This window comes from Mycobacterium sp. P4_H6, assembly GCF_056400845.1.
In genome coordinates, this window is sequence record NZ_JBFUKN010000013.1 from 22919 (window position 1) to 49210 (window position 26292).

At 67.6% G+C, this 26292-nt stretch carries 19 protein-coding genes; 7 read left to right on the forward strand and 12 right to left on the reverse strand.

Annotated features, from left to right (window positions below; genetic code table 11):
* Window positions 1-30 precede the first annotated feature (30 nt).
* Window positions 31-1989: a cellulase family glycosylhydrolase gene (locus tag AC1DTF_RS07670; protein ID WP_477473641.1), complete on the reverse strand. Its 1959-nt coding sequence runs from the start codon at window positions 1987-1989 to the stop codon at window positions 31-33.
* A 531-nt stretch (window positions 1990-2520) separates the two neighbouring features.
* Between AC1DTF_RS07670 and AC1DTF_RS07675 the strand changes: the two genes are divergently transcribed.
* Complete coding sequence (locus AC1DTF_RS07675; protein WP_057166690.1) at window positions 2521-3792, forward strand: adenylate/guanylate cyclase domain-containing protein; 1272 nt, start codon at window positions 2521-2523, stop codon at window positions 3790-3792.
* Here AC1DTF_RS07675 and AC1DTF_RS07680 read toward each other — a convergent pair.
* From AC1DTF_RS07680 to AC1DTF_RS07710, 7 genes are all read right to left on the reverse strand, one after another.
* Window positions 3767-4270 carry a Dps family protein gene (locus AC1DTF_RS07680; RefSeq protein ID WP_477473642.1) on the reverse strand — a complete coding sequence of 168 codons (504 nt, stop codon included), beginning with the start codon at window positions 4268-4270 and terminating at the stop codon, window positions 3767-3769. The genes AC1DTF_RS07675 and AC1DTF_RS07680 overlap by 26 nt on opposite strands.
* 39 nt (window positions 4271-4309) lie before the next feature.
* Window positions 4310-6202, reverse strand: coding sequence for a DUF2339 domain-containing protein (locus AC1DTF_RS07685; RefSeq protein WP_477473643.1), 1893 nt, complete (start codon window positions 6200-6202; stop codon window positions 4310-4312).
* A gap of 81 nt (window positions 6203-6283) precedes the next feature.
* Complete coding sequence (locus AC1DTF_RS07690) at window positions 6284-6946, reverse strand: response regulator (RefSeq protein ID WP_477473644.1); 663 nt, start codon at window positions 6944-6946, stop codon at window positions 6284-6286.
* Window positions 6943-8076 carry a MacS family sensor histidine kinase gene (gene macS / locus AC1DTF_RS07695; RefSeq protein ID WP_477473645.1) on the reverse strand — a complete coding sequence of 378 codons (1134 nt, stop codon included), beginning with the start codon at window positions 8074-8076 and terminating at the stop codon, window positions 6943-6945. Before macS ends, AC1DTF_RS07690 begins: the two co-directional genes overlap by 4 nt.
* Window positions 8077-8079: 3 nt before the next feature.
* Window positions 8080-8832, reverse strand: a complete 753-nt coding sequence (locus AC1DTF_RS07700; protein WP_477473674.1) for an amino acid ABC transporter ATP-binding protein — start codon at window positions 8830-8832, stop codon at window positions 8080-8082.
* A 26-nt stretch (window positions 8833-8858) separates the two neighbouring features.
* Entirely contained in the window at window positions 8859-9785 is a 927-nt protein-coding gene (locus AC1DTF_RS07705) for an amino acid ABC transporter permease (protein ID WP_477473646.1), read from the reverse strand.
* A gap of 15 nt (window positions 9786-9800) precedes the next feature.
* The gene (locus AC1DTF_RS07710) at window positions 9801-10715 is read right to left on the reverse strand and encodes an ABC transporter substrate-binding protein (RefSeq protein ID WP_477473647.1); all 915 of its coding nucleotides are present in this window, start codon (window positions 10713-10715) and stop codon (window positions 9801-9803) included.
* A 321-nt stretch (window positions 10716-11036) separates the two neighbouring features.
* On the opposite strand from AC1DTF_RS07710, the gene AC1DTF_RS07715 reads away from it, so the two are divergent.
* The 6 genes from AC1DTF_RS07715 (at window position 11037) to AC1DTF_RS07740 (ending at window position 17822) form a co-directional block, all read left to right on the forward strand.
* Window positions 11037-11666, forward strand: coding sequence for an HdeD family acid-resistance protein (locus AC1DTF_RS07715; RefSeq protein ID WP_162264203.1), 630 nt, complete (start codon window positions 11037-11039; stop codon window positions 11664-11666).
* A gap of 101 nt (window positions 11667-11767) precedes the next feature.
* A complete protein-coding gene (locus tag AC1DTF_RS07720) occupies window positions 11768-13216 on the forward strand; it encodes a cytochrome ubiquinol oxidase subunit I (RefSeq protein ID WP_477473648.1) in 1449 nt (482 codons plus the stop codon).
* A 10-nt stretch (window positions 13217-13226) separates the two neighbouring features.
* The gene (gene cydB, locus AC1DTF_RS07725; protein ID WP_477473649.1) at window positions 13227-14267 is read left to right on the forward strand and encodes a cytochrome d ubiquinol oxidase subunit II; all 1041 of its coding nucleotides are present in this window, start codon (window positions 13227-13229) and stop codon (window positions 14265-14267) included.
* Window positions 14268-14287: 20 nt separating this feature from the next.
* Complete coding sequence (cydD, locus tag AC1DTF_RS07730) at window positions 14288-15889, forward strand: thiol reductant ABC exporter subunit CydD (protein WP_477473675.1); 1602 nt, start codon at window positions 14288-14290, stop codon at window positions 15887-15889.
* On the forward strand, window positions 15876-17372 hold the full coding sequence (locus AC1DTF_RS07735; RefSeq protein WP_477473650.1) for an ATP-binding cassette domain-containing protein: 1497 nt from the start codon (window positions 15876-15878) through the stop codon (window positions 17370-17372). Before cydD ends, AC1DTF_RS07735 begins: the two co-directional genes overlap by 14 nt.
* Window positions 17373-17381: 9 nt before the next feature.
* Window positions 17382-17822, forward strand: coding sequence for a DUF4190 domain-containing protein (locus tag AC1DTF_RS07740; RefSeq protein WP_477473651.1), 441 nt, complete (start codon window positions 17382-17384; stop codon window positions 17820-17822).
* Here AC1DTF_RS07740 and AC1DTF_RS07745 read toward each other — a convergent pair.
* Genes AC1DTF_RS07745 through gltB form a run of 4 tightly spaced genes read right to left on the reverse strand, consistent with a single transcriptional unit; the run spans window position 17801 to window position 26199 of the window.
* Window positions 17801-18682 carry an acyl-CoA thioesterase II gene (locus AC1DTF_RS07745; protein ID WP_057166602.1) on the reverse strand — a complete coding sequence of 294 codons (882 nt, stop codon included), beginning with the start codon at window positions 18680-18682 and terminating at the stop codon, window positions 17801-17803. The two genes, AC1DTF_RS07740 and AC1DTF_RS07745, sit on opposite strands and share 22 nt — an antisense overlap.
* Before the next feature lie 31 nt (window positions 18683-18713).
* Window positions 18714-20132, reverse strand: a complete 1419-nt coding sequence (gene pyk, locus AC1DTF_RS07750) for a pyruvate kinase (RefSeq protein WP_057166603.1) — start codon at window positions 20130-20132, stop codon at window positions 18714-18716.
* Window positions 20133-20159: 27 nt separating this feature from the next.
* Window positions 20160-21662 (reverse strand): glutamate synthase subunit beta, encoded by a 1503-nt coding sequence (locus tag AC1DTF_RS07755; RefSeq protein WP_477473652.1) that lies wholly within the window; start codon window positions 21660-21662, stop codon window positions 20160-20162.
* Window positions 21655-26199, reverse strand: coding sequence for a glutamate synthase large subunit (gltB, locus tag AC1DTF_RS07760; protein ID WP_477473653.1), 4545 nt, complete (start codon window positions 26197-26199; stop codon window positions 21655-21657). The genes AC1DTF_RS07755 and gltB overlap by 8 nt, the downstream gene beginning before the upstream one ends.
* Window positions 26200-26292 lie beyond the last annotated feature (93 nt).

Genomic DNA, 26292 nt, shown 5'->3' on the forward strand with positions numbered 1-26292 from the left:
CAGCGGCAGTTCCTCGCCCCCTCGCGAGTCCTAGCGGTCGCCACCCGACGGCGACCCGGCCCCGGCGCGCTCACGCGTTGGCGTGGACCCGCTCTGGCCGCTCTCGCTGCCGGCCCGTACCGCGTGACGAGGACCCCGCGGAGTGCGCGAGCTCAACGTCTGGCGCGACTTCAGGTTGGGCACCACGGCCTGACGGACCTCCGGAGCCACGGTGTCCGTGGACTCTGCGGTTGCCAGGTCGTGGCTGCCGGCCAGTGACGTGGCGTCCTTGGGAGACACCGTCTCGGCGGCCTCGGCTTCGTCGGTGACCGTCTCGCCCACCGTCTCGGCGGAATCCGTGGTCTCCTCGGCCGGTTCGCTGACCGTCTCTTCGGTCTCCGTCACGTCCTCCACCGGAACCTCTTCGGTGACAGGTGCCTCCACGGTCTCCTCCTCGGTGACCGGCACCTCGGCGACGGGCAGCTCCTCGGTGACCACTGTTTCGGCCCCGGCTTCCCGGACCTGCTGCACCGACTGCACACCCTTGACGGATTGTTCTGCCTCAGAGGCGGTTTCGATAACCTGACCGGATTCGTCCGCGACTGTCTCGACTCCTTCGGCGCCGGCAGTCGGAAGGCCCTCCTGGACCCCGTCCACACCGGCACTGGCGGTCCTGGCGCTCAATGCCGTGGTCTTGGCCGTCGTCGCCTTCTTACCGAAGATGCCGCCGAGCAGGTTGGAGAAGATCGAACCGAAGGCGGTGAACAGGTTCGGGAACACGTTGAACATTCCCGTGAAGGCCTTCGAGATCGCCTTCATGAATGCGGCCAGGGGGTTGGCCGGGGGTGCGCCCGCCCCCGGGCCCGTGCCGGGGCCCGTGCCCGGGTTGGTGGGCGGCTTGGTCAGGAAGGCGATCAGTTCCTTGATGACCTGCCCGACCGGCTTCATCGTGCCGTCCGGACGGAAGATGCCGAGGTTGGCCTCATCGTTGTTGGTGGGCGGGTTCAGCCAGTCCTTGATCGTGTACAGGAAGATCGGACCGGCACCCTGCATGGTCTGCCAGAACTCGATGAGGTCGCGGACGAAGGCGGCCTGGGTGGCCTCGGAGACCTTGTTGGTCGGCAGGCCGTACTCGGTGATCCAGATCTTGATCTGCTCCTGGCCCTCTTCGAGGAAGGAGTCCATCAGTTCGCGAATCTTGTTCAGCTGGAAGAGCGGCATGCCCTCTTTCCACGGCAGGTTCTCTCCGACGGAGAACTTCCACTCGAAGTTGTACGGGTGGAAGGACAGCGCGTCGAAGAACCCGTTGGCGCCCGCTTCGTACATCTTGCGGACGAAGTCGACGGGGTTCATGGTCAGGCCCTGCCAGGTCTTGCCTGCGCCGACGACACCACCGATGACCGTGATATCGGTGCCGAGTTGCGCCGCGGCCTGCTTCAGCGCGGTGTAGGTCTTCTTCAGCATCTCGGTGTAGGCGACCGGGTCCAGCGTGTTCCAGAACTGGATGGAGTTGGGCTCGTTCCACACCTCATAGGCCGAGATCTTGTCGCCGTAGCGCAGCGCGACAGACTTCGCGAAGGCCGCAAACCGGTCGAAGTTGGCAGGCTGCCCGTTGATGGGTGTGCTGTTCGTCGCCCACATGGGGGTCGAGTTGAGCACCCCGAGGATGCCCATCCCGCGGGCGGCGGCGGCGTTGACCACCATGTCGAGCTGGTCCCACCGGGGGGCGCCGAGGCCGAACGGGGTGTCCGGGTGCAGCGGCTGCACGCCGGCCCACGGCACCATGATCCGGACATTCGTCACGCCGAGTGACTGCATGAGGTCCAACCTGGCGTTTATCTCCGCCAGAGACGTCGACAGGTACAGCTCCGAGTCGGCGATGCCAATGGTGGACGGGGACTCGTCGATCTGCGCGACCTGCATCACGTTGTAGGACCGTTGTTTGGTCAGTGGCAAGACATGCTGGGTTGCTGTGGCCGCGAAAAGTGCCGCAGCTATCAAAGCGATCATTCCTCTGACGGCAACGTGCCGGATGGGTTTCCGCATCTGGTCCCACATGGTGACTCCCCTTCTGACATGCGACGTTCGGACATTGACCTCGCACTCCGCATGAAATTAACCCATGTGACAGCAAATTGCGAACCTTACTCGAAAGTACAGTTCGGACCCATTTTGTTACGCACCATTAGCCATTTCTAGCAAACTCGTGTCAGAGACTGTTGCATTCGGATTGAGACGGTTCAATGCGGAACTGGCAAAGAAAACCCGGAACAAGATCGAGATCGGGCCGAGACCGGCTTGTGACATGAGTCACAGCAGTTTGCTGGCGAGAGCACGGATTTCGCTGTGGCGGTTCAAGATCACGACACGCCGAGACTTCGGTTAGCGAATATTGACGTAGACGTTAGCTAATATGCGGGCCTGTCCACCGAACGGTGGACATGACGCATCCGTCAATTTTTGGACAAGCACTGCCCGTCGCGCGCGCAGATCCGCCAAATCGGGCCCTTCGTCGCGGGGGTCCGGGAGTACGCTCCGTTGGTGGCTGTCACGGGGCCCCGCGGGTGCCTTCCCGACCTTCCGGAAGGCCGTCGGGACTACTCGGATGCGGCCAGCAGGCGACGGGCGACGCTGACCATCAGCACCCGGATTGCGGCGGGAATCGTGGCTATCTACGGCATCGCCGAGCTGATCCTGATACCGGAAGTACCGCATATCGGGGTGATAAATCTCGTCAGCGCAGCGGTTTTCATGGCCACTCCGCTGCTCTACAGATTCGGCCCACTGGTCGCCGCGACGGCATTCGTCATCGCCGCGTACACCTTCACCGTCTATGTCTGCAGCCAGCTCGGCACCGACAGCGGTCTGCAGTTCTACTTCTTCGTGGGCGCGGCGCTGATCATCCTGGTGATAGGCAGCGACCACATGGTCATCGCCTCGGTATTGGCCGCCTCCGGAGCGATCCTGGCGGTGGCGCTGGAATGGCTCGTCCCGCGCAACACCGGGGTGTATTCGGAGTCGGCGATGCGGATCAGCTTCGGCATCACGGTGGTCGCAGCAAGCCTGATGATGATCATCGTGGTGGGGTCGGCGATGCGCCGGATCGACCACGCGGAAAGTGCGCTGAAGCTGGAATTCGCCAAGTCCGAGGCGCTGCTGGCCAACATCCTCCCCGACAGCATTGCCACCCGGCTGAAGGATCGGGATGACTCGATCATCGCCGACGGGTACGCGGACGCCTCGATCCTGTTCGCCGACATCGCCGGCTACACCAAGCGCGCCAGCGATACCGACCCCGCTGACCTGGTGTTCTTCCTCAATCAGCTCTACACCGACTTCGACAGGCTCGTCGACCGGCACGGCCTGGAGAAGATCAAGACCAGCGGCGACTCCTACATGGTGGTCAGCGGGGTACCTCATCCCCGCGTGGACCACCTGGAGTCCTTGGCCTGCCTGGCACTCGACATGGCCCACGCCGTCGCCGGACTGCGCGATCAACAGGGCCGCGAGGTGCCGCTGCGGATCGGCATCGCCGCCGGACCCGTCGTGGCCGGCGTGGTCGGCTCACGCAAGTTCTTCTACGACGTCTGGGGTGATGCGGTCAATGTGGCCTCCCGGATGGAGAGCACGGACGTGGAGGGGCGCATTCAGGTGCCCCAGAACGTCTATGACCGCATCAACAGCAGTTATCTGTTCGAGGAGCGCGGCGAGGTCGAGGTGAAGGGCAAGGGACCCATGCACACCTGGTACCTCGTCGGCCGCAAGCCTGCCGAGCTCGCCGCGGGCATCACACCTTGTAGTTCTCCGAACTGATCAGCCAGGCCAGCTTCTCCAGCCCGTCGATCAGCTGGTGCAGGATGTCGGCGGTGGTGGGATCTTCGGCGTCCACCGCGTCGTGCACCCCGCGCAGCGTGTCGACGGCCGCGTAGACACGGGTGGAGATCAGCTCCACCACATCGGCGGTGCTGTGCTCGTACGGCGGGAACTGGGGCAGCGTGGTGGCGGCCGCCACGATGTCGGTGCGGCCGTCGGCCGTGGCGTGCAGGGCACGCATCCGTTCGGCGATGGTGTCGCTGGCCTCGCGGGCGAAGTCGACCAGTTCGTCGAGCTGCAGGTGCAGATCACGGAAGTTGGTGCCGACGACGTTCCAATGCGCCTGCTTGCCCTGCAGGTGTAGTTCGATCATGTCGACGAGGACCTGCTGCAGACTCGCCCGCAGTTCCGCCGAGGCATGAAAGCCCTGGATATCGGTATCGGGACGACGCTTTCCGGTGGTGATTGAGGTAGTCATGACTATTCCAACCAGAGCTTTTCTGGAATCATTCCAGAATTATGGCTCTTTTCGCTGCTGATCCTGCTGGGTCAGCAGGCGGGCGTATCCCGCACCCATGCCCAGCAGCACCAGCCCGACGACGATGAACACCGCGACCCGGAAGATGCCGTCCAGGGTGCCGAGGTCGAAGAGGAAGAGCTTGGCCACCGCCGCGGTCACCAACGCCATACCGCCGCCGATGGGCAGGGATCGGTCTGCCCGGTCGATCCTGGCGGCGTATCCGAACAGCCCGGCCGCCAACACGATCCAGCAGATCGTCGCGGTCATGTGCCCGGCCAGGAACCCACCGCCGGTGCCACCGATCAGCACTCCCGCGGTCACCGTGAAGACGGTCACCGCGTAGGCGATCACCACGGCGGCAACAGCCATCAGCACGCGCCCGGTATCGGCATCGCGACCGCGGCTCAGCGACCAGGTCTGCGCCAGTGCGTACACGGTCAGCAGCAGACTGGACACCAGCACCGAGACCGCTTCGGTGGTGGCCATCACCGAAGCGTCGGTCAGGGTCTCGGGCCCGGCCAGCGCCAGGAAGTAGATGCTGCCGATGGCGCCGAAGCCCAGCGCTGCGCACTGCGCCGCCACACTGTGCCGACCGGCGACGGCCACCACCACCGCCAGTGCCAGCAGCACCGGTCCGGCCGCTTCACCGTCGAAGGCGACGGCGACGGCCACCAGGACGGCGACTGCGGCCAGCGCCGCCCACACCTGGCGCACAGCCGATGTCATGCCGGGCCAGTTCTCGCCGAGCAGCAACACCGCCAGCAGTGCCGCCGCGACGGCCACGATGATGAGCGCGGCCGGCACCCGGTCGACCGCCGCCGAGACCCCGAGCACGGGTAACGCGCCTGCCGCGGCGAGCAATGCCAGACCGGTCCGATGTGTGCTGTGCGGCAGCAGGATCAGCGCCGAACCGACGGCCAGCAGCGCCGCGATGGCGGCGGCGCCGGCCAACCACGGCTGCTGGCTGGTGCCGAAGCTGGCGCCGACGAGCGCGAGCAGCACCCATCCACTGCCCGCGGCGGTGCGCGCGGCGTACATCCAGGTCCAGTCCTTGCCCAACTGAACCGGCAGCGTCGCCGCCGAGAGTGCCAGCATGAAACCGATGAGCAGCAGCGTGATGTCGCCGACGACCACCGGTGCCAGCACCGCCAGCGGTATCAGCACCAACAGGCCGAGATGCTCGGAATCCCATCGGCGGGCCAGAGTCAGACCGCCGCCGGCGATGATCGCCGAGATCACCAGTCCGGCCACCGCGGGCAGCCATTGATAGATGGTGGTGACGGCGATGACGTCGATATAGGCGCCTCCGATGCCGGTGGCCGCCAACGCGATTGCGCCGACCCGCCCGCCGGGACGGGCATACAGCCAGAGTGCGCCCGCGACAAGGCCACCGGCGAGCACGGCCCCGGCGGCCACCCGGACGGGCGGGGCCAACAGACCGGCCTGAGCGGCGAGCACCACCAGCAGCACGACACCGATCAGTGTCACCGCCACACCGGCCGCGGCCAGCGCCTTACCGATCCAGTTCTGCGAGGGCTGCTTCGCGGCCTCGGCATCCGGGGTAGCCCCGGGCACCGGCGTACCGGCCGCCGACGGCTGGGGCGCCGGGGCATGCTGCGGGTACTGGGACTGCGGGTATTGAGCGTGCGCATACGGGCTCTGCGGGTACTGGGACTGCGGATATTGGGCCTGCGGATATTGGGCGTAGTACTGCTGGTACTGCGCATAGGTCCACGGCACCGGCTGCGCCGGGGGCTGTGCGGCTGCGGGTGCGGACGCGCCGAGCGTCCCGGCCAGCTGAGTCAGTTCGGCCGAGGCGCGGGTCAGCTGCTGCGACATCGTCACGAAGTCGGCGGACAGCCGCGCGAGCACCTGCTGGGGTTCGGTCATGCCTGACATCGTCGCCCATGAGAGGCGCGGAACAGATGAGTAGGACTACTCGGCTGTGCTGTGTCCTCAATGTGTGGTCCGCTACTGGTCGAGGCCGTGCTCGATCGCATAGCGGGTAGCCTCCACCCGGTTGGCGACCTGGAGCTTGCGAAAGGTGGCCTGCACGTGGTTTTCCACGGTGCGATGACTCAGCGACAGCCGCTCGGCGATCTGCTTGGCCGTCAGGCCCTTTGCCACGTGGCGCAGGATCTCGGTCTCCCGTTCGGTCAGACTCGGCACCGGAACGCCGGCCTGGACCGTGTCGGGCTGCTGGGCGATGCGCCGGTACTCCCCCAGCACCAGCCCGGCCAGCCCCGGGGTGAAAACCGCCCGGCCGGCCGCGGTCGCCCGGACCGCTTCGGCCAGTTCGGTTTTCGATGCACTCTTGACCAGATACCCCGTCGCCCCCGCCTTCACCGCCTCCAGCACGTCGGCACGCTCGTCCGAGGCCGACAGCACCAGGATCCGCGAGGACGATGACACCGTCAGCACCTCGACGGTGGCCTGCGCGCCGGTGCCGTCGGGCAACTGCATGTCCATGACCACCACGCCCGGTTGCACCACCTCGGCCCGCCGGCGCGCCGATGCGACACCGTCCGCCGTGGCCACCACGTCGAAGCCCGCCTCGGCGAGATCGCGGGCCACCGCATCGCGCCAGATGGGATGGTCGTCGACCACCATCACCGTCGTCACCGCGTCGCTCATCGCGGCACCGTGAACTCCCACTCGGTTCCCCCACCGGCCGGAGCGGTCAGTTCCGCGCGCCCGCCCAGCGCCGCCAGCCGCCCCTGAATAGATTTGCTCACACCCACCCGTCCCTCGCCGATTGCGGCCTCGAGTCTGCCCGCCGGTATCCCCGGCCCGTCGTCGCGGATGCTGACCACCACCTCGTCGCCGAGATCCTCCAGCAGCACATAGGCACGGGCCACGGGGCCGGCATGGCGCGCGACATTGGTCAGCGCGTTGATGGTCGCGGCCTCCACTTCGGCGGCCACCTGCGGATCGAGGTAGACCGCGGCCGCGGGCACGCTCACCGATACCCGATCGCTGGCGTGTCTGCGCAACAGCAGTCCGAGGTCACCGTCGGCTGCCGCCGCCGCTTCGGGTTCGATGTCCACAGCGCTGAGCAGACGACGTAGCGCACGCTCCTGCTCGCCAGCTGCTTCGGCCAATTGTGCTGTCTCACCGCCTATTTCGCGGCCACGCCGGGCGACCATCGCCAGCACCTGCATCACCCCGTCGTGGACATGGCGGGACAGCCGTTCGCGCTCGGCCAGCGCTGCGCTGAGCCGTGCCGCCTTCTCCACCTCGGCGTGGGCGCGTCGTGCGGTGTTCGCGGCCATCCCGATCGCCAGTCCGACGCTGAGTTCGATGAGAATGGTCGGGCTGCGCACCAGATCCACCGCGATGGCGCCCTTGAGCGCGGCGGCAGTGGCCATCACCGCCAGGCCCATACCCATCCCGGCGACCGGGCCTGCCAGGATCGCCGCAGACACCACCGCGTTCGTCGCCCACAGCGTGGTCGGCCACGACTGGTTGGCCAGCGTCCAGTGCTCCGAGGCGACGAGCACCGTGCTGGCCATCAGCCCGACCACCACCACGGCCTCGGCCAGCACCCAGGACCGGCGCCTGCCGAATCCGCGCAGGTAGGCGATCCCGCAGGCCACGCTCCACGCGGTCAGGACGCCGAAGAGCACCCAGCCGAGCGCGGAACGCTCGAACTCGGCGTTCTTGGACACCTGGAAGTAGAGCGCATAGGTCCAACTGAGCAGCCGGAACACCTGCGCGGCCCGCCACAGCGGGGCGGCCGGGTCGACCTGCTGGTGCGCGGGCACGGCCTACATGACCTTGGACAGAAAGGCCTTCGTCCGCTCGTGTTGCGGGTTGCGCATCAGCTCGACGGGCTCACCGCGTTCGACGACCACGCCACCGTCCATGAACACCAGTTCGTCGGCGACCTCACGCGCGAAGCCCATCTCGTGGGTCACCACGATCATGGTCATGCCTTCGGAGGCAAGCTTCTTCATCACCGCCAGCACCTCGCCCACCAGTTCGGGATCGAGCGCGGACGTCGGCTCGTCGAACAGCATCAGCTTGGGGCTCATGGCCAGCGCCCGTGCGATCGCCACCCGCTGCTGCTGCCCGCCGGACAGCTGGGCGGGGTAGGCGGTCGCCTTGTCGGCCAGCCCGACCTGATCGAGCAGATCCATGCCTCGATCGATCATCTGCTTCTTGTTGAGTCGCTTGACCTGGGTCGGCGCTTCGACGACGTTGCCCAGTGCGGTTCGGTGCGGGAACAGGTTGAAGTGCTGGAACACCATGCCGACGTCGCGTCGTTGTTTGGCGACCTCGCGCGGCTTCATCTCGTGCAGTTTGCCGCCGCGCTCGTGATACCCGACCAGTGCCCCGTCGACGTAGAGTCGGCCGGCACTGACGGTCTCCAGGTGGTTGATGCAGCGCAGGAATGTCGACTTGCCGGAACCCGACGGCCCGACGAGCACCAGCACCTGCCCCTTCTGTACTTCCAGGGTGATGCCCTTGAGCACCTTGAGTGCGCCGAAGTCTTTGCAGACCAGTTCGGCCTTCACCATGGGGTGAGCGGCCTGCTCCGGTGTCGTCACGGCAAGGTACCCATCTGCGCCTTGGCCAGCGCCTCGAGTTGCTTGGTGGTCAGCTTGCGCGACGCGCCCCGGGAGAAGTAGCGCTCCAGGTAGAACTGGCCGACCATCAGCACGCTGGTGATCACCAGGTACCAGGTCGCCGCCACCAGGAGCAGCGGCACCGGTTCGAAGATGCGGGCGGCGATCTCCCGGGTGGCGATGCCGTAGACGTCCAGTGCGTAGGGCACCGCGGTCACCAGCGACGTCGTCTTGAGCAGGCTGATCAGCTCGTTGCCGGTGGGCGGGATGATGACCCGCATCGCCTGCGGCAGCACGGTGCGGCGCATCGCCAGACCCCACGACATGCCCAGTGCGGTCGAGGCTTCCAGCTGTCCCTCCGGCACCGACATGATGCCGGCCCGCACGATCTCGGCCATGTAGGCCGCCTCGTTGAGCGCCAGACCGATGACGGCCAGCGCGAATGGGAACGACAGGCTCTGCAGGTCGAACTCGAAGAACGACGGGCCGAACGGCACGCCCAGCCGGATCTTCTGGTAGATCGTCGGCATCAGCCCCCAGAACACCAGCTGCACGTACACCGGGGTGCCGCGGAAGATCCACAGGAACACCCAGGCCACCGCGCTGAGCACCGGGTTCGCCGACAGCCGCATCACCGTGAGGATCACCCCCAGCACGACGCCGATCACCATCGCGTAGATGGTCAGCTGCAGGGTGTTGAACACGCCGAGCAGAATCCGCTCGTTGAACAGGTACTCGGCGAAGGTGGACCAGCCGTAGGCCGGATTGGTGGCGGCCCCGTAGAGGAAGAGGCCGACCACGACGATGATGACGGTCGCCGCCACCCACCTCCAGGGATGGCGCAGCGGTACCGCGTCGATGGCTTGCGCTGTGTCGGACGGTGGCGGCGAACCGGCATCACTCATAGGTGTCGCGTGCTCCTAGGAAACCGCGCCGTTGATCACCGGCTTGTCGATCATGCCCTCTTCCAGGCCCCAGTTCGCGGCGATCTCCTTGTACTTACCGGACTCGATCAGGTGCTCGAGCGCCTGCAGCAGGGACTGCGCCAGCGGCGATTCCTTCTCCACCGGCCAGCCGTAGGGCGCGGAGTCGAAGGTCTCACCGGCCTGCTCGAGCTTGCCGTTGGTCTGCTTGATCGCGTACAGCGTCACCGGGGAGTCGGCCGACATCGCGTCGGCCTGCCCCAGCACGACGGCGTTGGTGGCCGCGTCCTGGCTGTCGAACGGAATGATCTCGATGGGCGGCTGCCCGGCGTCGGTGCACTTCGTGTTGCGCGCGGGAAGCTCTTCGGTTTCCTGCACCGTGGTCGCCTGCACCGCGACCTTCTTCCCGCAGGCGTTCTCCGGGTCGATGGCGCCGCCCGCCGGCTGCGCCCACAAGGTGCCTGCGGAGAAGTAGGTGACGAAGTCGACCTGCTGCTCGCGCTCCTTGCTGTCGGTGAACGACGACATGCCGACGTTGAAGGTTCCGCCCTGGATGGACGGAATGATCTTCGCGAAATCGGACTCACGGTATTCCGGGGTCAGCCCGAGTGTGCCGGCGACGGCGTTCATCAGGTCGACGTCGAACCCGACGATCTTGCCGGCCTCGTCCTTGAACTCGTTGGGCGCGTAAGGGATGTTCACCCCGACGATCAGTTTGCCCGAAGCCTTGATCGCTTCCGGGACGGTGTTCGCGATCTCCTCCACCTTGTCGGCCGGCGCGGCCGCGGTCGGCGACTCTTCACCACCGCTCGGCTCCGAGCTCGAACAGCCGGACAGCGCCAGGGCGCCGGTCGCGGCGAAGACGGCCGCGATGCGCCAGAGCTTGTTCCGGTCCTGGATTCCACCAAACACGGTATCCCTCTACTTTCTCGTATGAGTTGTCACAGTCTCGTCTGTCGACATCTCCAGCCAAGGACGTTAACGACCGATGGCCCAGCGCGCAGCGCCGGTAACGGAACAGTAGTGGAGCCGTAACGTCGAAGCAGGAGAACGCGGCAGTCCTCATCAAATTGCAGCGACTCCGGCATACCCTTCGGGCCTGCGGAATCAGTACCACGGGCTTGGACATGGCTACTGTCGCGGGCGGTTTCGCGCCATGGGCGGGTTTGCCCGGCTACCCGCAGCGAGCGGGAATCCGGACCGCCCGGCCCCAGCCTGTGCGACACTCACCGCATGCAAACCGCTGCTCCCCCAACCTTGTTGCCGCAACTGTGGAAGTCGACCCTGATCTCGGGTGTGCTGGCAGTGGGACTCGGCGTCGCCGTCGTCGCGTGGCCGGGTATCTCCATCCTGGTGGCCGCCATCTTCTTCGGCGCCTACCTGCTCGTGACCGGTATTGCACAGGTGGTGTTCGCCTTCAGCCTGCACGTGTCGGCCGGCGGTCGGGTGTTGCTGTTCATCAGCGGTGCCGCATCGGTGATCCTTGCGGTGCTGTCGTTCCGGCACCTGTTCGACGCGGTACTGCTGCTGGCCATCTGGATCGGCATCGGCTTCATCTTCCGCGGCGTCGCGACGGCGGTGTCGGCGATCAGCGACCCGACGCTGCCGGGCCGCGGCTGGAACATCTTCGTCGGCGTGATCAGCCTGATCGCCGGCATCGTGGTGCTGGCCTCGCCCTTCGAGTCCATCGGCACACTGGCGCTGGTCACCGGGATCTGGCTGATCGTCATCGGTGTCATGGAGGTCATCACCGCCTTCGGTATCCGGTCCGCAGGCAAGAAACTCTCCCCGACCACACCCACCACACCGGCGGAGCCGCCCGCCGAGCCGCCGGCACCCGCGGTGGCGGCACCGACCAGCTGAGTAATCCGCGCCACGATTACTGGGCATGTGGACAGGGGGACTACTACACTCTGTCGTAGTCGAGCAATGGAGCTCGATCCGCAGCCGAGAAGTTGGTGCACATGGAAGCGCTCGACGTCGCACGGTGGCAGTTCGGAATCACCACCGTCTACCACTTCATCTTCGTGCCGCTCACGATCGGCCTGGCACCGCTCATCGCGGTGTTCCAGACGTTGTGGGTCATCACCGACAACACCGCCTGGTACCGGCTGACCCGGTTCTTCGGCAAGCTCTTCCTGATCAACTTCGCGCTCGGCGTGGCCACCGGCATCGTTCAGGAATTCCAGTTCGGGATGAACTGGAGCGAGTACTCACGATTCGTCGGTGACGTCTTCGGCGCACCGCTGGCCATGGAGGGCCTGGTCGCCTTCTTCTTCGAGTCGACCTTCCTGGGCCTGTGGATCTTCGGCTGGACCCGGCTCCCCAAGCTGGTCCATCTGGGGTGTATCTGGATCGTCGCGTTCGCCGTCAACGCGTCGGCGTTCTTCATCATCGCCGCGAACTCCTTCATGCAGCACCCGGTCGGTGCGCGGTACAACCCGGAGACCGGACGCGCGGAACTGACCAGCATCGTCGAACTGTTCACCAACAACACTGCGCTGGCGGCCTTCCCGCATGCGGTGGCCGGCGCATTCCTGGTGGCCGGGACCTTCGTCGCGGGCGTCTGTGCGTGGTGGATGGTGCGCGACCCGGACAACCCCGATGCCCGCACCATGCACCGGCCCGCCGCGATCCTGGGCTGTCTCGTCGCGTTCGTCGCCGCGGCCGGGCTGGCCTACACCGGCGACGTCCAGGGCAAGCTGATGTTCCAGCAGCAGCCGATGAAGATGGCCTCGGCCGAATCGTTGTGCCACACCGAGGTCGACCCCGACTTCTCCGTCCTCACCGTCGGCACGCACAATAACTGCGACAGCGTGACCCACCTCATCGAGGTGCCCTATGTGCTGCCGTTCCTGGCCGAGGGCAAGTTCAATGGCGTCGAACTGCAGGGCGTGCAGGACCTGCAGGCCGAGTACGAGCAGAAGTTCGGCCCCGGCGACTACCGGCCCAATCTGTTCGTCACCTATTGGTCGTTCCGCGCCATGATCGGCTTCCTCGCGGTGCCAATGCTTTTCGCGATGACCGCGCTGTGGCTCACCCGCGGTGGCCGGATACCCCGGCAGCGGTGGTTCGCATGGTTCGCACTCGCGACGCTGCCGACACCGTTCCTGGCCAACAGCGCCGGCTGGGTGTTCACCGAGATGGGCCGCCAGCCATGGGTGGTCGCGCCCAACCCGACCGGCGATCCGGTGCTGCGACTCACTGTCTCCCAGGGTGTGTCGCACCATTCCGCGGGCATGGTGCTGACCTCACTGATCATCTTCACCGCGATCTATGCCGTGCTGGCGGTGATCTGGTTCTGGCTGATCCGGCGCTATGTGGTCGAGGGCCCGCTGGAGCACGACACCGAACCCATCCCACCGACCCCGCCCGGCGAGGACGAGGTCGCACCACTCTCGTTCGCGTATTAGGAGGCGCACCATGAATCTCCAGATTTTCTGGTTCGTCACACTGGCGGTGCTGTTCGTGGGCTTCCTGGTGCTGGAGGGTTTCGACTTCGGTGTCGGCATGCTGATGGCCGTCTTCGGCCGGACAGCCGTAGGCGACTCCGAGAAGCACCGGCGCGCGGTACTCAACACCATCGGCCCGGTCTGGGATGGCAACGAGGTTTGGCTGATCACCGCAGGCGGTGCCATGTTCGCGGCGTTCCCCGGCATGTACGCCACCATGTTCTCCGGCCTCTACCTACCGCTGCTGGCCATTCTGGTCGCGATGATCGTCCGGGTCTGCGCCATCGAATGGCGCGGCAAGGTCGACGATCCGACCTGGCGCCGCCGGGCCGATATCGCCATCGCGGTCGGGTCCTGGGTGCCCGCGGTGCTGTGGGGCGTCACCTTCGCCGCGCTGCTGCGCGGCCTGCCCGTGGACGCCGACCACCAGATCGCGCTGGGCTTCGGCGACGTGCTCAACCCATACACGATCCTGGGCGGGCTCTCGACGTGCGGGCTGTTCCTGCTGCACGGCTCGGTGTTCGTGACGCTGAAAACCGAAGGCGCAGTGCACGCCGACGCCCGTCGCTACTCCCGCCGGCTGGCGCTGCCGGTGACCGCGGTACTGCTGGTCTTCGGGCTGTGGACACAACTGTCCTACGGCACCCACTGGACCTGGCTGGTGCTCGGTTTCGCGGTGGTGTGCCAGCTGAGCGTGATCATGCTGGTTTTCACCGACGGTGGTGACGGGCTGGCGTTCAGTTGCACGGCCGCCGTGGTGATCGCCGTGGTGGTGCTGATCTTCGGCAGCCTGTATCCCAACCTCATCCCGTCGTCGCTGGATCCGGCCTGGAGCCTGACCATCTACAACGCGTCATCCTCGGCCTACACGCTGAAGATCATGACCTGGGCGGCGGTCCTGGTCACCCCGCTGGTGCTCGTCTACCAGGGCTGGACCTACTGGGTGTTCCGGCAACGCATCTCGGCCGAACGGATACCGGACCCCGCGGGCCTGTCCCCGCGGATACCGTGACGCTCGGCAGCACCCCGGGACTGCGCCGCTACCTCGCCGCGGCGGTACTGTACGGCGCGGTGATCGCGGCCGCCACCGTGGCCGGGGCCTGTGTGCTGGCCCGGGTGGTCGCCGGGATCATCACCGACCCGGCAACCCGCACGCTCGGGCACTGGACCGCCGAGCTGACGATGCTGGCCGGCGTGTGGGCGGCACGGGTGGTCGCCCAACGCCTTCAGGCCGGACTGAGCCAGCGAGCGGCGACCGCGGTGATCGGCGAGCTGTCCGCCAGCGTATTGCGGACGGTGACCGCGCTACCCCCGCAACGCTTGCAGGCGGTGCGCGACGAGGCCACCGTGGTGATCACCCGGGGACTGGACGGGCTGCGGCCCTACTTCACCGGCTACCTGCCCGCGGTCATCTCGGCCGGAATCCTGACCCCGGCAACGGTGGTGGTGCTCGCCGCGACAGATCTACAGGCCGCTGCCGTGGTGGCGGTGGCGCTACCGCTCATCCCGTTGTTCATGGTGCTCATCGGACGGCTGACCGCCGACCGGTCCGCCGCGGCGCTCACCGCCATGACGACCCTGCAGTCCCGGTTGCTCGATCTCGTCGCCGGGATACCGACCCTGCGCGCACTGGGACGGGCATCGGGTCCCGCCCACCGCATCTCGGAATTGAGTGCTGCACATCGCCGTTCGGCAATGGAGACACTGCGCATCGCCTTTCTGTCGGCGGCCGTGCTCGAGCTGATCGCCACCCTGGGCGTCGCGCTGGTCGCGGTGAACGTCGGCCTGCGACTGGTGTTCGGGGAGATGCCGCTCGTCGCGGCTCTGACGGCGCTGCTGCTGGCACCGGAGGTGTTCTGGCCGTTGCGCAGGGTCGGCGTGCAGTTCCACGCCGCCCAGGACGGCAAGGCCGCCGCCGACGCCGCGCTGGCACTGATCGACGACGAACCTCGGCGGCCCGCCGGAACCCGGGCGCCGGCCGACTCACGGATCGGGATCGAGCTCCAGGAGCTGTCGGTCGCCGGGCGGGATGGCCTGGCGCCCGACGGCCTCAGCGCCGCCATCGGGCCGGGCCGCGTCACCGTGCTCACCGGGCCCAACGGCAGCGGGAAGACCACGGCGTTGACAGCCATTCTCGGGTTGACCGCGCCCACCGCGGGCCGGGTCCTGATCGACGGTGTGGACATCGCCGACATCGACCTGGCGCAGTGGTGGAGCCGCATCTCCTGGCTGCCGCAGCGCCCCGCGCTGCTGCCCGGCACGGTACGCAGCAACCTGGAGCTGTTCGGCCCCCTGCCCGATATCGACGGTGCCTGCCGCGCCGCGGGATTCGACGAGGTGCTGGCCACCCTGCCCGCCGGCCTCGACGAGGTGATCGGGCGCGGCGGCACCGGCTTGTCGCTGGGGCAGCGTCAACGCCTCGGGCTGGCGCGGGCGCTGGGATCGACCGCGCCGGTGCTGCTGCTCGACGAGCCGACCGCACACCTCGACGGCGAGGCGGAATCCCGCGTGCTGTCCGCGATCTCGGCCCGGGCCGCAGCCGGAGCGACCGTGTTGGTGGTCGGCCACCGCGGACCGGTGCTGTCCGTCGGCGATGATGTCGTACAACTCGGTGGTGCCCATGTCCACCCGTGATGTGTGGCGCCTCCTTGAACCCCGGCTCCCCCGGCTGCTCCTCGCGGTGTTGTTCGGCACCCTGGCGCTCGGCAGCGCCCTGGCCCTGGCCACCGTCGCGGCCTGGCTGATCACCCGCGCCTGGCAGATGCCGCCGGTGCTCGACCTGACGGTGGCCGTCGTGGCGGTGCGGGCACTCGGCATATCCCGCGGAGTGTTCAGTTACTGCGAACGACTTGCCATTCACGACACCGCTTTACGCGCCGCGGGCAACACCCGGGTCGGCCTGTACCGCAGGCTGGTCGACGTGCCGCCGGAGACCGCGCTGCGGTTGCACAGCGGTGATCTGGTGGCCCGGGTCGGCGCCTCGGTCGATGACCTCGCCGATGTACTGGTGCGCGCCATCCTGCCGATCTGCGTGGCCGCGGTGCTCTCCGGCGCCGCGGTCATCATCATCGCGCTGATCTCGCCGGTGGCCGCGGCGGTCCTCGCGGCCTGCCTGCTGGTGGCCGGCGTGGCCGCGCCCTGGCTGTCGGGGCGCGCCGCCGTCGCCACCGAAGCACTTGCGGCCGAGCATCACAGCGCCCGCGATACCGCGACCCTGCTGGCGCTGGAACACGCGGCCGAACTGCGGGTGGCCGGCCGTCTCGATCGGGTGATCGCCGAATCTGTGCGCGAGCACCGCGATCTGGGCCGAGCCCAGGACCGGGCAGCGGCACCCGCCGCGGCCGCGGGTGCGGTATCCACGGCCGCGGTGGGCATTTCGGTGCTCGGAGCCGTCATCGTCGGGATCATGATCGGCGGACACACCAGCCCGATGTCACTGGCCATCCTGATGCTGGTGCCGCTGTCGGCTTTCGAGGCCACCGCCGCGCTACCCGCCGCAGCCGCCCAGCTGGTGCGCTCCAGGATCGCCGCCCACCGGCTCACCGACCTCACGGCAACACCGGCGTCCACCCGGTCGCGACCCGAAACCGGCCGGGTGAGCCTGTCCCCCGGCGACAGGCTTGCCGTCCTGGGCCCGAGCGGATGCGGGAAGACCACCATGCTGATGTCCATCGCCGCCGGATACCCCGAGACCCCGCTCACCGCAGCGTTCTTCGCCGAGGACGCCCACCTGTTCGACACCACCGTGCGGGACAACCTGCTGGTGGGCCGCGGAGACGCCACCGACGATCAGCTGACCGCGGCACTGCACGACGTCGGGCTGGGCGACTGGCTGGCCGGGCTGCCCGACGGCCTGTCGACCATGCTGGCAGGCGGGGCGGCCGCCGTCTCGGCCGGGCAACGTCGCCGTCTGCTGCTGGCCAGAGCGCTCATCTCCGACTTCCCCATCCTGCTGCTCGACGAGCCGACCGAGCATCTCGACGCCGCCGACAGTGATCGCCTGCTCACCGAGTTGCTCACCCCGGGCGGTCTGCTCGCCGCCGACCGGACCGTCGTCGTCGCCACCCATCATCTGCCCGCCGAACTGCATTGCCCGGCCATCCGGCTGGGCCGGTAGCCTCACGCTATGAGCTCCCCCGGGCCGTATCCCGCGCCGCACGCGCCCTACCCCGCGCACTATCCGCCGCCACCGATGCGGCCCCGCAACGAGCTGGGTACCTGGGCGCTGGTGCTGGCCATGCTGGCGCTGCTGTTCTCGTGGAGCATCATCGGTGGTGTCATCGGCGGGCTGATCGCCGTGGTGCTGGGATTCGCCGGGCGCGGCAGGGCTGCCCGCGGTGAGGCAGACAACGGTCCCATCGCGAACGCCGGGATCGGTTTGGGCGCACTGGCCGTCATCGTGGGCGTCGCATTCGTCCCGATCTGGATCGGATTCTTCACCGAGGCCGGCATGGGCGACTACGTCAGATGCATGGAGCAGGCGGGCACCGACCGCACCGCGCAGACGCAGTGCGAGAACACTTTCCGCGAGCGGGTCGAGCGGGACTACGGCTTCTCCCCCGGCTGACGAGCCGGGAAGTACTTGACGATCCCTTCCTGCATCACCGTCGCCAGCGCCTCACCGCGCTCATTGAAGAAATGTCCGCCGCCCAGTCCGCGGGAAGCGGCGGCCACCGGCGACGACGTCGAGTACAGCACCCACTCGTCGAAGCGGATCGGCCGGTGAAACCACACCGAATGATTCATGGTCACCGCGAAAATCCGGTCGAAACCCCAGGACAGGCCGTGCGTGGTGATGATCGAATCGAGCACCGTGGTGTCCGAGGAATAGACGAGGGCGCCCGCGTGCAGCACCGGATCGTCGGGCATCGGACCGTCGGCGGTCAGCCACACCCGGTTGTGATCGAGTTGACCGCCCTTGTCCCGCATCACCCAGGCCGGGTCATTGGTGTAGCGCCACTGGATGGGCCGCAGCGCACTGACGAAATGCGGCACCGTCTCCTCGTAGCCCACCAGCAATTCGTCGATGGTGGGCAGCGAGTGCGGGGCGGGGACCTGCGGGGCGGTGATGTTGTGCTCGAGCCCACGGCCGCCGGCCAGATGCGAGACCAGGGCGGTGCCCAGCAGCGCACCGTCCTGGGTGACGTCCACCCGGCGGTTGGCGAACCGGCGTTCGTCACGCAACCGGACCACCTGGAATTCCAGGTCTTTCTCCGGATCGCCGCCGGCGATGAAATGCATCGACAGGGTGCTCGGCGGCAGGTTCTCGGGCACCGTGCGGCTCGCGGCGACGAAGGCCTGCGCCATCATCTGCCCGCCGAAGGTACGCACCGGGTTTCGGCTCGGATGCGTTCCGGTGAACGCATCCTCGCCGACCCGGGTGAGATCGAGAACCGTCAGCAGTTCCTGAAGATGCTCCGCTGACAAGGTTCTCTCCTGGGGTCCGCCCCGTTGCGGGCTAGTGGTCGTCCTCGCCGATCCGGTGCACGTGGATCAGGTTGGTCGAGCCTACTGTGCCAGGCGGCGCGCCCGCGACGATGACCACCAGGTCACCGCGCTTGTAGCGGCCCAGGTCCAGCAACGACTTGTCGACCTGCCGGATCATGCCGTCGGTGGTGTCGATGTGCGGCACGATGAAGGTCTCGGTGCCCCACGTCAGTGCCAGCTGGCTGCGCACCTCGGGCAACGCGGTGAACGCCAGCAGCGGCAGCGGGGTGTGCAGCCGGGCCAGCCGGCGCACGGTGTCGCCGGACTGGGTGAACGCGACCAGCGCCTTGGCCTCCAACCGCTCGCCGATATCGCGGGCGGCATACGAGATGACGCCGCGCTTGGTGCGCGGTACGTGGGTCAGCGGCGGCGCCTCGGTGGAGTTCGCCTCGACCGCGGTCAGGATGCGACCCATGGTCCGCACGGCCTCCAGCGCGAACTTGCCCACCGACGTCTCGCCGGACAGCATCACTGCGTCGGCGCCGTCGAGCACCGCGTTGGCCACATCGGAAGCCTCGGCACGGGTGGGCCGCGAGTTCTCGATCATCGATTCCAGCATCTGGGTGGCGACGATCACCGGCTTGGCATTCTCCCGCGCCATCTGGATGGCGCGCTTCTGCACCAGGGGCACCTCTTCGAGCGGCAGCTCCACGCCCAGGTCACCGCGGGCCACCATGATGGCGTCGAAGGCCAGCACGATCGCCTCGAGATTCTCGATCGCCTCGGGCTTCTCCATCTTGGCGATCACCGGGACCCGGCGTCCCACCCGGTCCATGACCTCGTGGACCAGCTCGACATCGGCAGGCGAGCGCACGAACGAGAGAGCCACCAGGTCCACGCCGAGCCGCAACGCGAACTCGAGATCCTCGATGTCCTTCTCCGACAGCGCGGGTGCCGAGACGTTCATCCCGGGCAGCGACATGCCCTTGTTGTTGCTGACCTTGCCGCCCTCGGTGACGGTGCACACAACATCCTCGCCGTCGATGTGTTCGACGACGAGCCCGACGTTGCCGTCGTCGACCAGGACCCGGTCCCCGGGCGTGGCATCCTGGGCCAGCCGCTTGTAGGTGGTGCTCACCCGGTCGTGGGTGCCTGCGACGTCCTCGACGGTGATCCGGACGGTCTCGCCGTTCTTCCACACCGTCGGGCCGTCGGCGAAGCGCCCCAGCCGGATTTTGGGTCCCTGCAGGTCAGCGAGGATGCCGACGGCACGACCAGTGGAATCGGAGGCCGCACGGACCCGCCGGTAGGACTCCTCGTGGTCGGCGTAGTCGCCGTGGCTGAAGTTCAGTCGTGCTACGTCCATCCCGGCCTCGACCAGGGCACGCACCGACTCGTCGGTGGAGGTTGCCGGTCCGAGGGTACAGACGATCTTTCCGCGTCTATTCACGACTCCGAAGCTTAGCGGTTAATCGATTCAGATGACGGCCAGAGGTAGGGCACCGGGCCGCACGGGGGCCGGCAGGTCCGAGTCGCCCATGAGGTATGCGTCCACCGCGTGGGCGGCGCTGCGGCCCTCGGCGATGGCCCAGACGATCAGCGAGGCGCCGCGGTGGGCGTCGCCGCACACGAAGACGCCGGGCTCCTCGGTCTGCCAGTCCGATCCGCAGGACAAGGTGCCGCGGCCGTTCAGTCGCAGCCCGAGACCGTCCAGCAGCGCCATCTCCTCGACGCCCTCGAATCCGATGGCCAGCAGCGCCAGATCGCACGGCAGCTCGATCGGCTCGCCCACCGGGGTGATGACGCGACGGCCGTCGGCGTCGCGTTCGACCTTCACCTCGGCGATCTGCATCGCCCGCACATTGCCCTGGTCGTCGCCGACGAACCGCTGCACGGCCACCTCGAAGCGCCGGGCGCCGCCCTCGGCGTGCGCCGGCGAGGTGCGCAGCAGCAGCGGCCAGGTGGGCCACGGGGAGCGTTCGTCGTCGCGGGCCTCCGGCGGCGCCGGGTTGTAGTCCAGCTGGGTCACCGAGATGGCGCCCTGCCGGTGCGCGGTGCCCAGGCAGTCCGCGCCGGTATCGCCGCCGCCGATGATGACGACGTGCTTGCCGGCGGCGGTCAGCTCGGCAGGACCGTCGCCCTCGCACTCCTTGTTGGCGGGCACCAGATGTTCCATGGCCAGGTGCACGCCGTGCAGTTCGCGGCCCTCGACCTGGTTGTCCCTGCCGCGCAGCGCGCCGACGGCCAGCACGATGGCATCGTGCTGGGCCCGCAGCGCCTCGATGGACAGGTCGACGCCGACCTCGCACTCGGTGACGAACCGGGTTCCCTCGGCCCGCATCTGGGACAGCCGTTGGTTGAGCGTCGCCTTCTCCAGCTTGTACTCCGGGATGCCGTAGCGCATCAGCCCGCCGATGCGGTTGTCGCGTTCGTAGACGGTGACGTGATGTCCCGCCCGGGTGAGCTGCTGGGCGGCGGCCAGCCCGGCCGGACCCGAACCCACCACGGCCACACTGCGTCCCGACGCGATGGCCGGCGGCTGCGGTTCCACCGAGCCCRTCATCCAGGCGTGGTCGACGATGGACTGCTCGATCCGTTTGATGGTGACGCTGCCGCCGGTGGTCTCCTCGGCGATGGACAGCACACAGGCCGCCTCGCACGGAGCCGGGCACAGCCTGCCGGTGAACTCCGGGAAGTTGTTGGTCGCGTGCAGCCGGTCGCTGGCCGCGTCCCAGCGCCCGCGGCGCACCAGGTCGTTCCACTCCGGGATCAGGTTGCCCAGCGGGCAGCCCGCGGTTCCCGAGTGGCAGAACGGGATTCCGCAGTCCATGCAGCGCCGCGCCTGCTGGGAGACCTCGCCGGCACGTTCGTTCGGATCCTGGCTCTCGTAGACTTCGTGCCAGTCACCCACCCGCTCGTCGACCGGCCGCTTGGCCGCGTCCAGTTTGCGGACCCTCAAGAATCCGTTCGGATCAGCCACGGCTGGCCTCCATGATCGCGGTGTCCACGTCTCGCCCTTCGGCTTTCGCCATCCGGGTGGCACGCAGCACCCGCTCGTAGTCGGTCGGCATGATCTTGGTGAACTGGGCGCTGCGGCGCGGCCAGTCCGCCAGCAGGGAGGTCGCAACGGTGCTACCGGTGGCCTGCGCGTGCTGCGCCACCACATCGTGCAGCCAGCTCAGGTCCTCGGGATCGAGGCGCTGCAGGTCCACCATCTCGGTGTTCACCTTGGCCGGGTCGAGACCCAGCACGAACGCGATACCGCCCGACATCCCGGCCGCCATGTTGCGTCCGGTCTCGCCGAGCACCACCACCCGCCCGCCGGTCATGTACTCGCACGCGTGGTCGCCGCAACCCTCGACGACGGCGAGGGCACCGGAGTTGCGGGCGCAGAAGCGTTCCCCGACCCGTCCGCGCAGGAACACCTCACCGGAGGTGGCCCCGAACAACAGGGTGTTGCCCGCGATCACATTGTCCTCGGGCAGGAACAGCACGTCATCGGGCGGCCGGACGATCACCCGTCCACCCGAAAGGCCCTTGCCCACATAATCGTTGGCGTCACCGATCAGGTCGATGGTGACACCCGGCGGCAGGAAGGCGCCCAGCGACTGCCCCGCCGATCCGGTCAGCGTGACGTGGATGGTGTCATCGGGAAGCCCGGCGGCCCCGTAGCGGCGGGTGACCTCCGAGCCCAGCAGCGTGCCCACCGTGCGGTTGACGTTGCGCACCGGCAGTTCCAGCCGGACCGGGTGCGCGTCCTCCAGTGCGCCTTCCGAGAGCGCCACCAGGGTCTGGTCGAGTGCCTGAGCCAGCCCGTGATCCTGATCGCGCAGCCGGCGACGCTGAGTGAGCTTGGCGCCGTGGGCATCCGTCGGGACCGCGAAGATGGGAGACAGATCCAACCCGTGGCTCTTCCAGTGCGCGACACCTTCGGCGGTGTCCAGCAACTCGACCCGGCCGATCGCCTCGTCGAGGCTGCGGAAACCGAGTTCGGCGAGCATCTGCCGGATGTCCTCGGCGATGAACTGGAAGAAGTTCTCCACGAACTCGGGCTTGCCGTTGAACCGCGCCCGCAGTTCCGGGTTCTGGGTGGCGACCCCGACCGGGCAGGTGTCGAGGTGACACACCCGCATCATGATGCAGCCCGCGACCACCAGCGGCGCGGTGGCGAACCCGTATTCCTCGGCGCCCAGCAGTGCGGCGACCATGACATCGCGGGCCGTGCGCATACCGCCGTCGCACTGCACGGTGATGCGGTCCCGTAATCCGTTGAGCACCAGTGTCTGCTGGGTGTCGGCCAGGCCGATCTCCCAGGGGGCGCCGGCATGTTTGAGCGAGGTCAGCGGCGCCGCGCCGGTACCACCGTCATAGCCGGAGATCAGGACGACGTCGGCGTGCGCCTTGGAGACGCCCGCGGCGACCGTCCCGACGCCGACCGAGCTGACCAGCTTGACGTGGATACGCGCCTGGTCGTTGGCGTTCTTCAGATCGTGGATCAGCTGCGCCAGATCCTCGATCGAGTAGATGTCGTGGTGCGGCGGCGGCGAGATCAGACCCACGCCGGGCGTGGAATGCCGGGTCTTGGCGATGTTGGGATACACCTTGTAGCCCGGAAGCTGTCCGCCCTCACCGGGTTTGGCGCCCTGGGCCATCTTGATCTGGATGTCGGTGGCGTTCACCAGGTAGTCGCTGGTCACCCCGAACCGTCCGGATGCCACCTGTTTGACGGCGCTGCGCCGCTGGGGGTCGTACAACCTGTCGGCGTCCTCGCCGCCCTCACCGGAGTTGGACCGTCCGCCGAGGTTGTTCATGGCGACGGCCATCGTCTCGTGCGCCTCGGCGGAGATGGACCCGTAGCTCATCGCGCCGGTGTTGAACCGTGTCACGATCGCTTCCACCGATTCCACTTCGTCCAGCGGGACCGGTGGCCGCACGCCGGTCTTGAAACCGAACAGGCCGCGCAATGCGCCGCCCTCGCGGGAGAGCCGGTTCACCTCCTCGGAGTACTGGGCGAAGATGTCCTGGCGTCCCGTCCGCGTCGCATGCTGCAGCAGGAACACCACTTCCGGGGTGAACAGGTGCAACTCGCCATCCCGGCGGAACTGGTACTCACCGCCCACCGACAACCGCCGGTACGCCCGCTCGGTGGGGTTCTCCGGATAGGCCCGACGGTGCCGGAACCTGACCTCGTTGGCCAGTACGTCCAATCCGACACCACCGAGTTGCATGGGTGTGCCGGTGAAGTACTCGTCGATGACGGCGCGGTCCAGCCCGATCGCCTCGAAGGCCTGGGCGCCGGTGTAGGAGGACACCGTGGAGATGCCCATCTTGCTCATCACCTTCATCACGCCCTTGCCGAGCGCGGTGAGATAGTTGCGCACCGCGGTGGCCGGTTCGATCCCGGTGAGCTCCCCCTCGCGGATCAGGTCCTCGATCGATTCGAAGGCCAGGTACGGGTTGACGGCTGCGGCACCGAAACCGATCAGCATCGCGATGTGATGCACCTCGCGGGCATCACCGCTTTCCACCACCAGCGCGACGCTGGTGCGTTCCTTGGTGTGCACCAGGTGGTGGTGTACCGCCGAGACCGCCAGCAGCGACGGGATCGGCGCCCTGGTGTGATCGGAATCGCGATCCGAGATCACCAGGGTACGAGCGCCTTTCGCAATCGCCTCGCACGCACGGATGCGCAGCTCCTCCAGCGCCTCGGCCAGGCCTTCCCCGCCGCGTTCCACGTCGTAGAGGGCGCGCAGCACCGCGGTGCGCAGACCGGGCTGCTCGCCGTCGTCGTTGATGTGCACGATCTTGTTGAGGTCGTCGTTGTCCAGCACGGGCCAGCCCAGCCGGATCTGGCGGCACGATGCGGCCGTCGGCTCCAGCAGGTTCTCCTCGGGACCCATCACCCGGCTCATCGAGGTGACCACGGCCTCGCGGATGGCATCCAGCGGCGGGTTGGTGACCTGGGCGAACAGTTCGACGAAGTAGTCGTAGAGCAGCCGGGACCGTTGCGACATCACCGCGATCGGGGTGTCGGTGCCCATCGATCCCAGCGGCTCGGCACCGGCGGCAGCCATCGGCGTCAGCAACACCCGCAGTTCTTCCTCGGTGTAGCCGAACGACACCTGCCTACGCACCACGGATTCGTGATTGGGTTGCACCCGAACGCGATCGGGCAGCGTCTTGAGATCGAGCAGTCCGGCATGCAGCCATTCGCCGTAGGCGTGCGCGCCGGCGAGTTCGTCCTTGATCTCGTCATCGGAGACGATGCGGCCCGCCGCCGTGTCGATCAGGAACATCTTGCCGGGCTCCAGGCGGCCCTTGGCCACCACCTCGGCGCTGGGCACGTCGAGCACGCCGCTCTCACTGGCCAGGATGATGCGGTTGTCGATGGTGCGCCACCAACGCCCGGGCCGTAACCCGTTGCGGTCCAGTACAGCACCGACCACGGTGCCGTCGGTGAAGGTGACACAGGCCGGGCCGTCCCACGGCTCCATCAGCGAGGCATGGAACTGCCAGAACGCGCGGCGCGCGGGATCCATGGTGGTGTTGTTCTCCCAGGCCTCCGGGATCATCATCAACACCGCGTGCGGCAGGCTGCGCCCGCCCAGGTGCAGCAACTCCAGCACCTGATCGAATGAGGCGGAGTCCGAACCGTCTTTCGGGCAGATCGGCGAGAGCCGGCTCAGGTCACCGGGAATCAAGGTGCTGCCCAGCTTGGCCTCGCGGGCATGCATCCGGTTGCGGTTGCCGCGGACGGTGTTGATCTCCCCGTTGTGGGCGACGAAGCGGAACGGGTGGGCCAGCGGCCAGGACGGGAAGGTGTTGGTGGAGAAGCGGCTGTGCACGATGGCGATGGCGCTCAGGCAGCGGTCATCCCGCAGATCCGGGAAGAACTGCGGCAGCTGCATGGTGGTGAGCATGCCCTTGTAGGCGATGGTCCGGCTGGACAGTGACGGGAAGTAGACCGCTTCCTGTTCGGCCCGCTTGCGCAGCGGATACACCCGGCGGTCCAGGTCGATACCTCCGCAGCCGTCGGGGGCGGCGACGAAAAGCTGTGCCATATAAGGCATACAGCTCACCGCCGTCGCTCCGACCTCGGCGCCGTCGGGGTCGACCGGCAGCGCGCGCCAGCCGAGGACCAGCAGACCCTCCTCCGCGGCGATGTCCTCGACGCGGGCGTACGCGGCGGCCCGGGCGACCGGATCCTGCGGCAGGAAGCAGATCCCGGCGGCGAAGGTGTTGGCGCCCTCGGCGTTCGGCTGCGGCAGCTCGAAATCGACCGCCGCGGCGAACAGCTCCACCGGCAGTTGGATCAGGATCCCGGCGCCGTCACCGCTGTTCGGCTCGGCCCCGGCGGCACCGCGATGCTCGAGGTGCTCCAGCGCGGTGAGTCCGTCCGAGACGATGCCGTGTGACCGTCGGCCCCCGATATCGGCGATCATCGCGACGCCGCAGGAATCGGACTCGTTGTCCGGGTCGTATAAACCTTGGGCCTTGGGAAGTGCCGAGAACAGCAAGCGAATCTACCTCCGCAGTCTCCGTCATGATGGGAGGGACTGCATCGGCCCGAAGTTGCAGTGTATCAGCGAGAACGTGCTACTTCTCGGCGA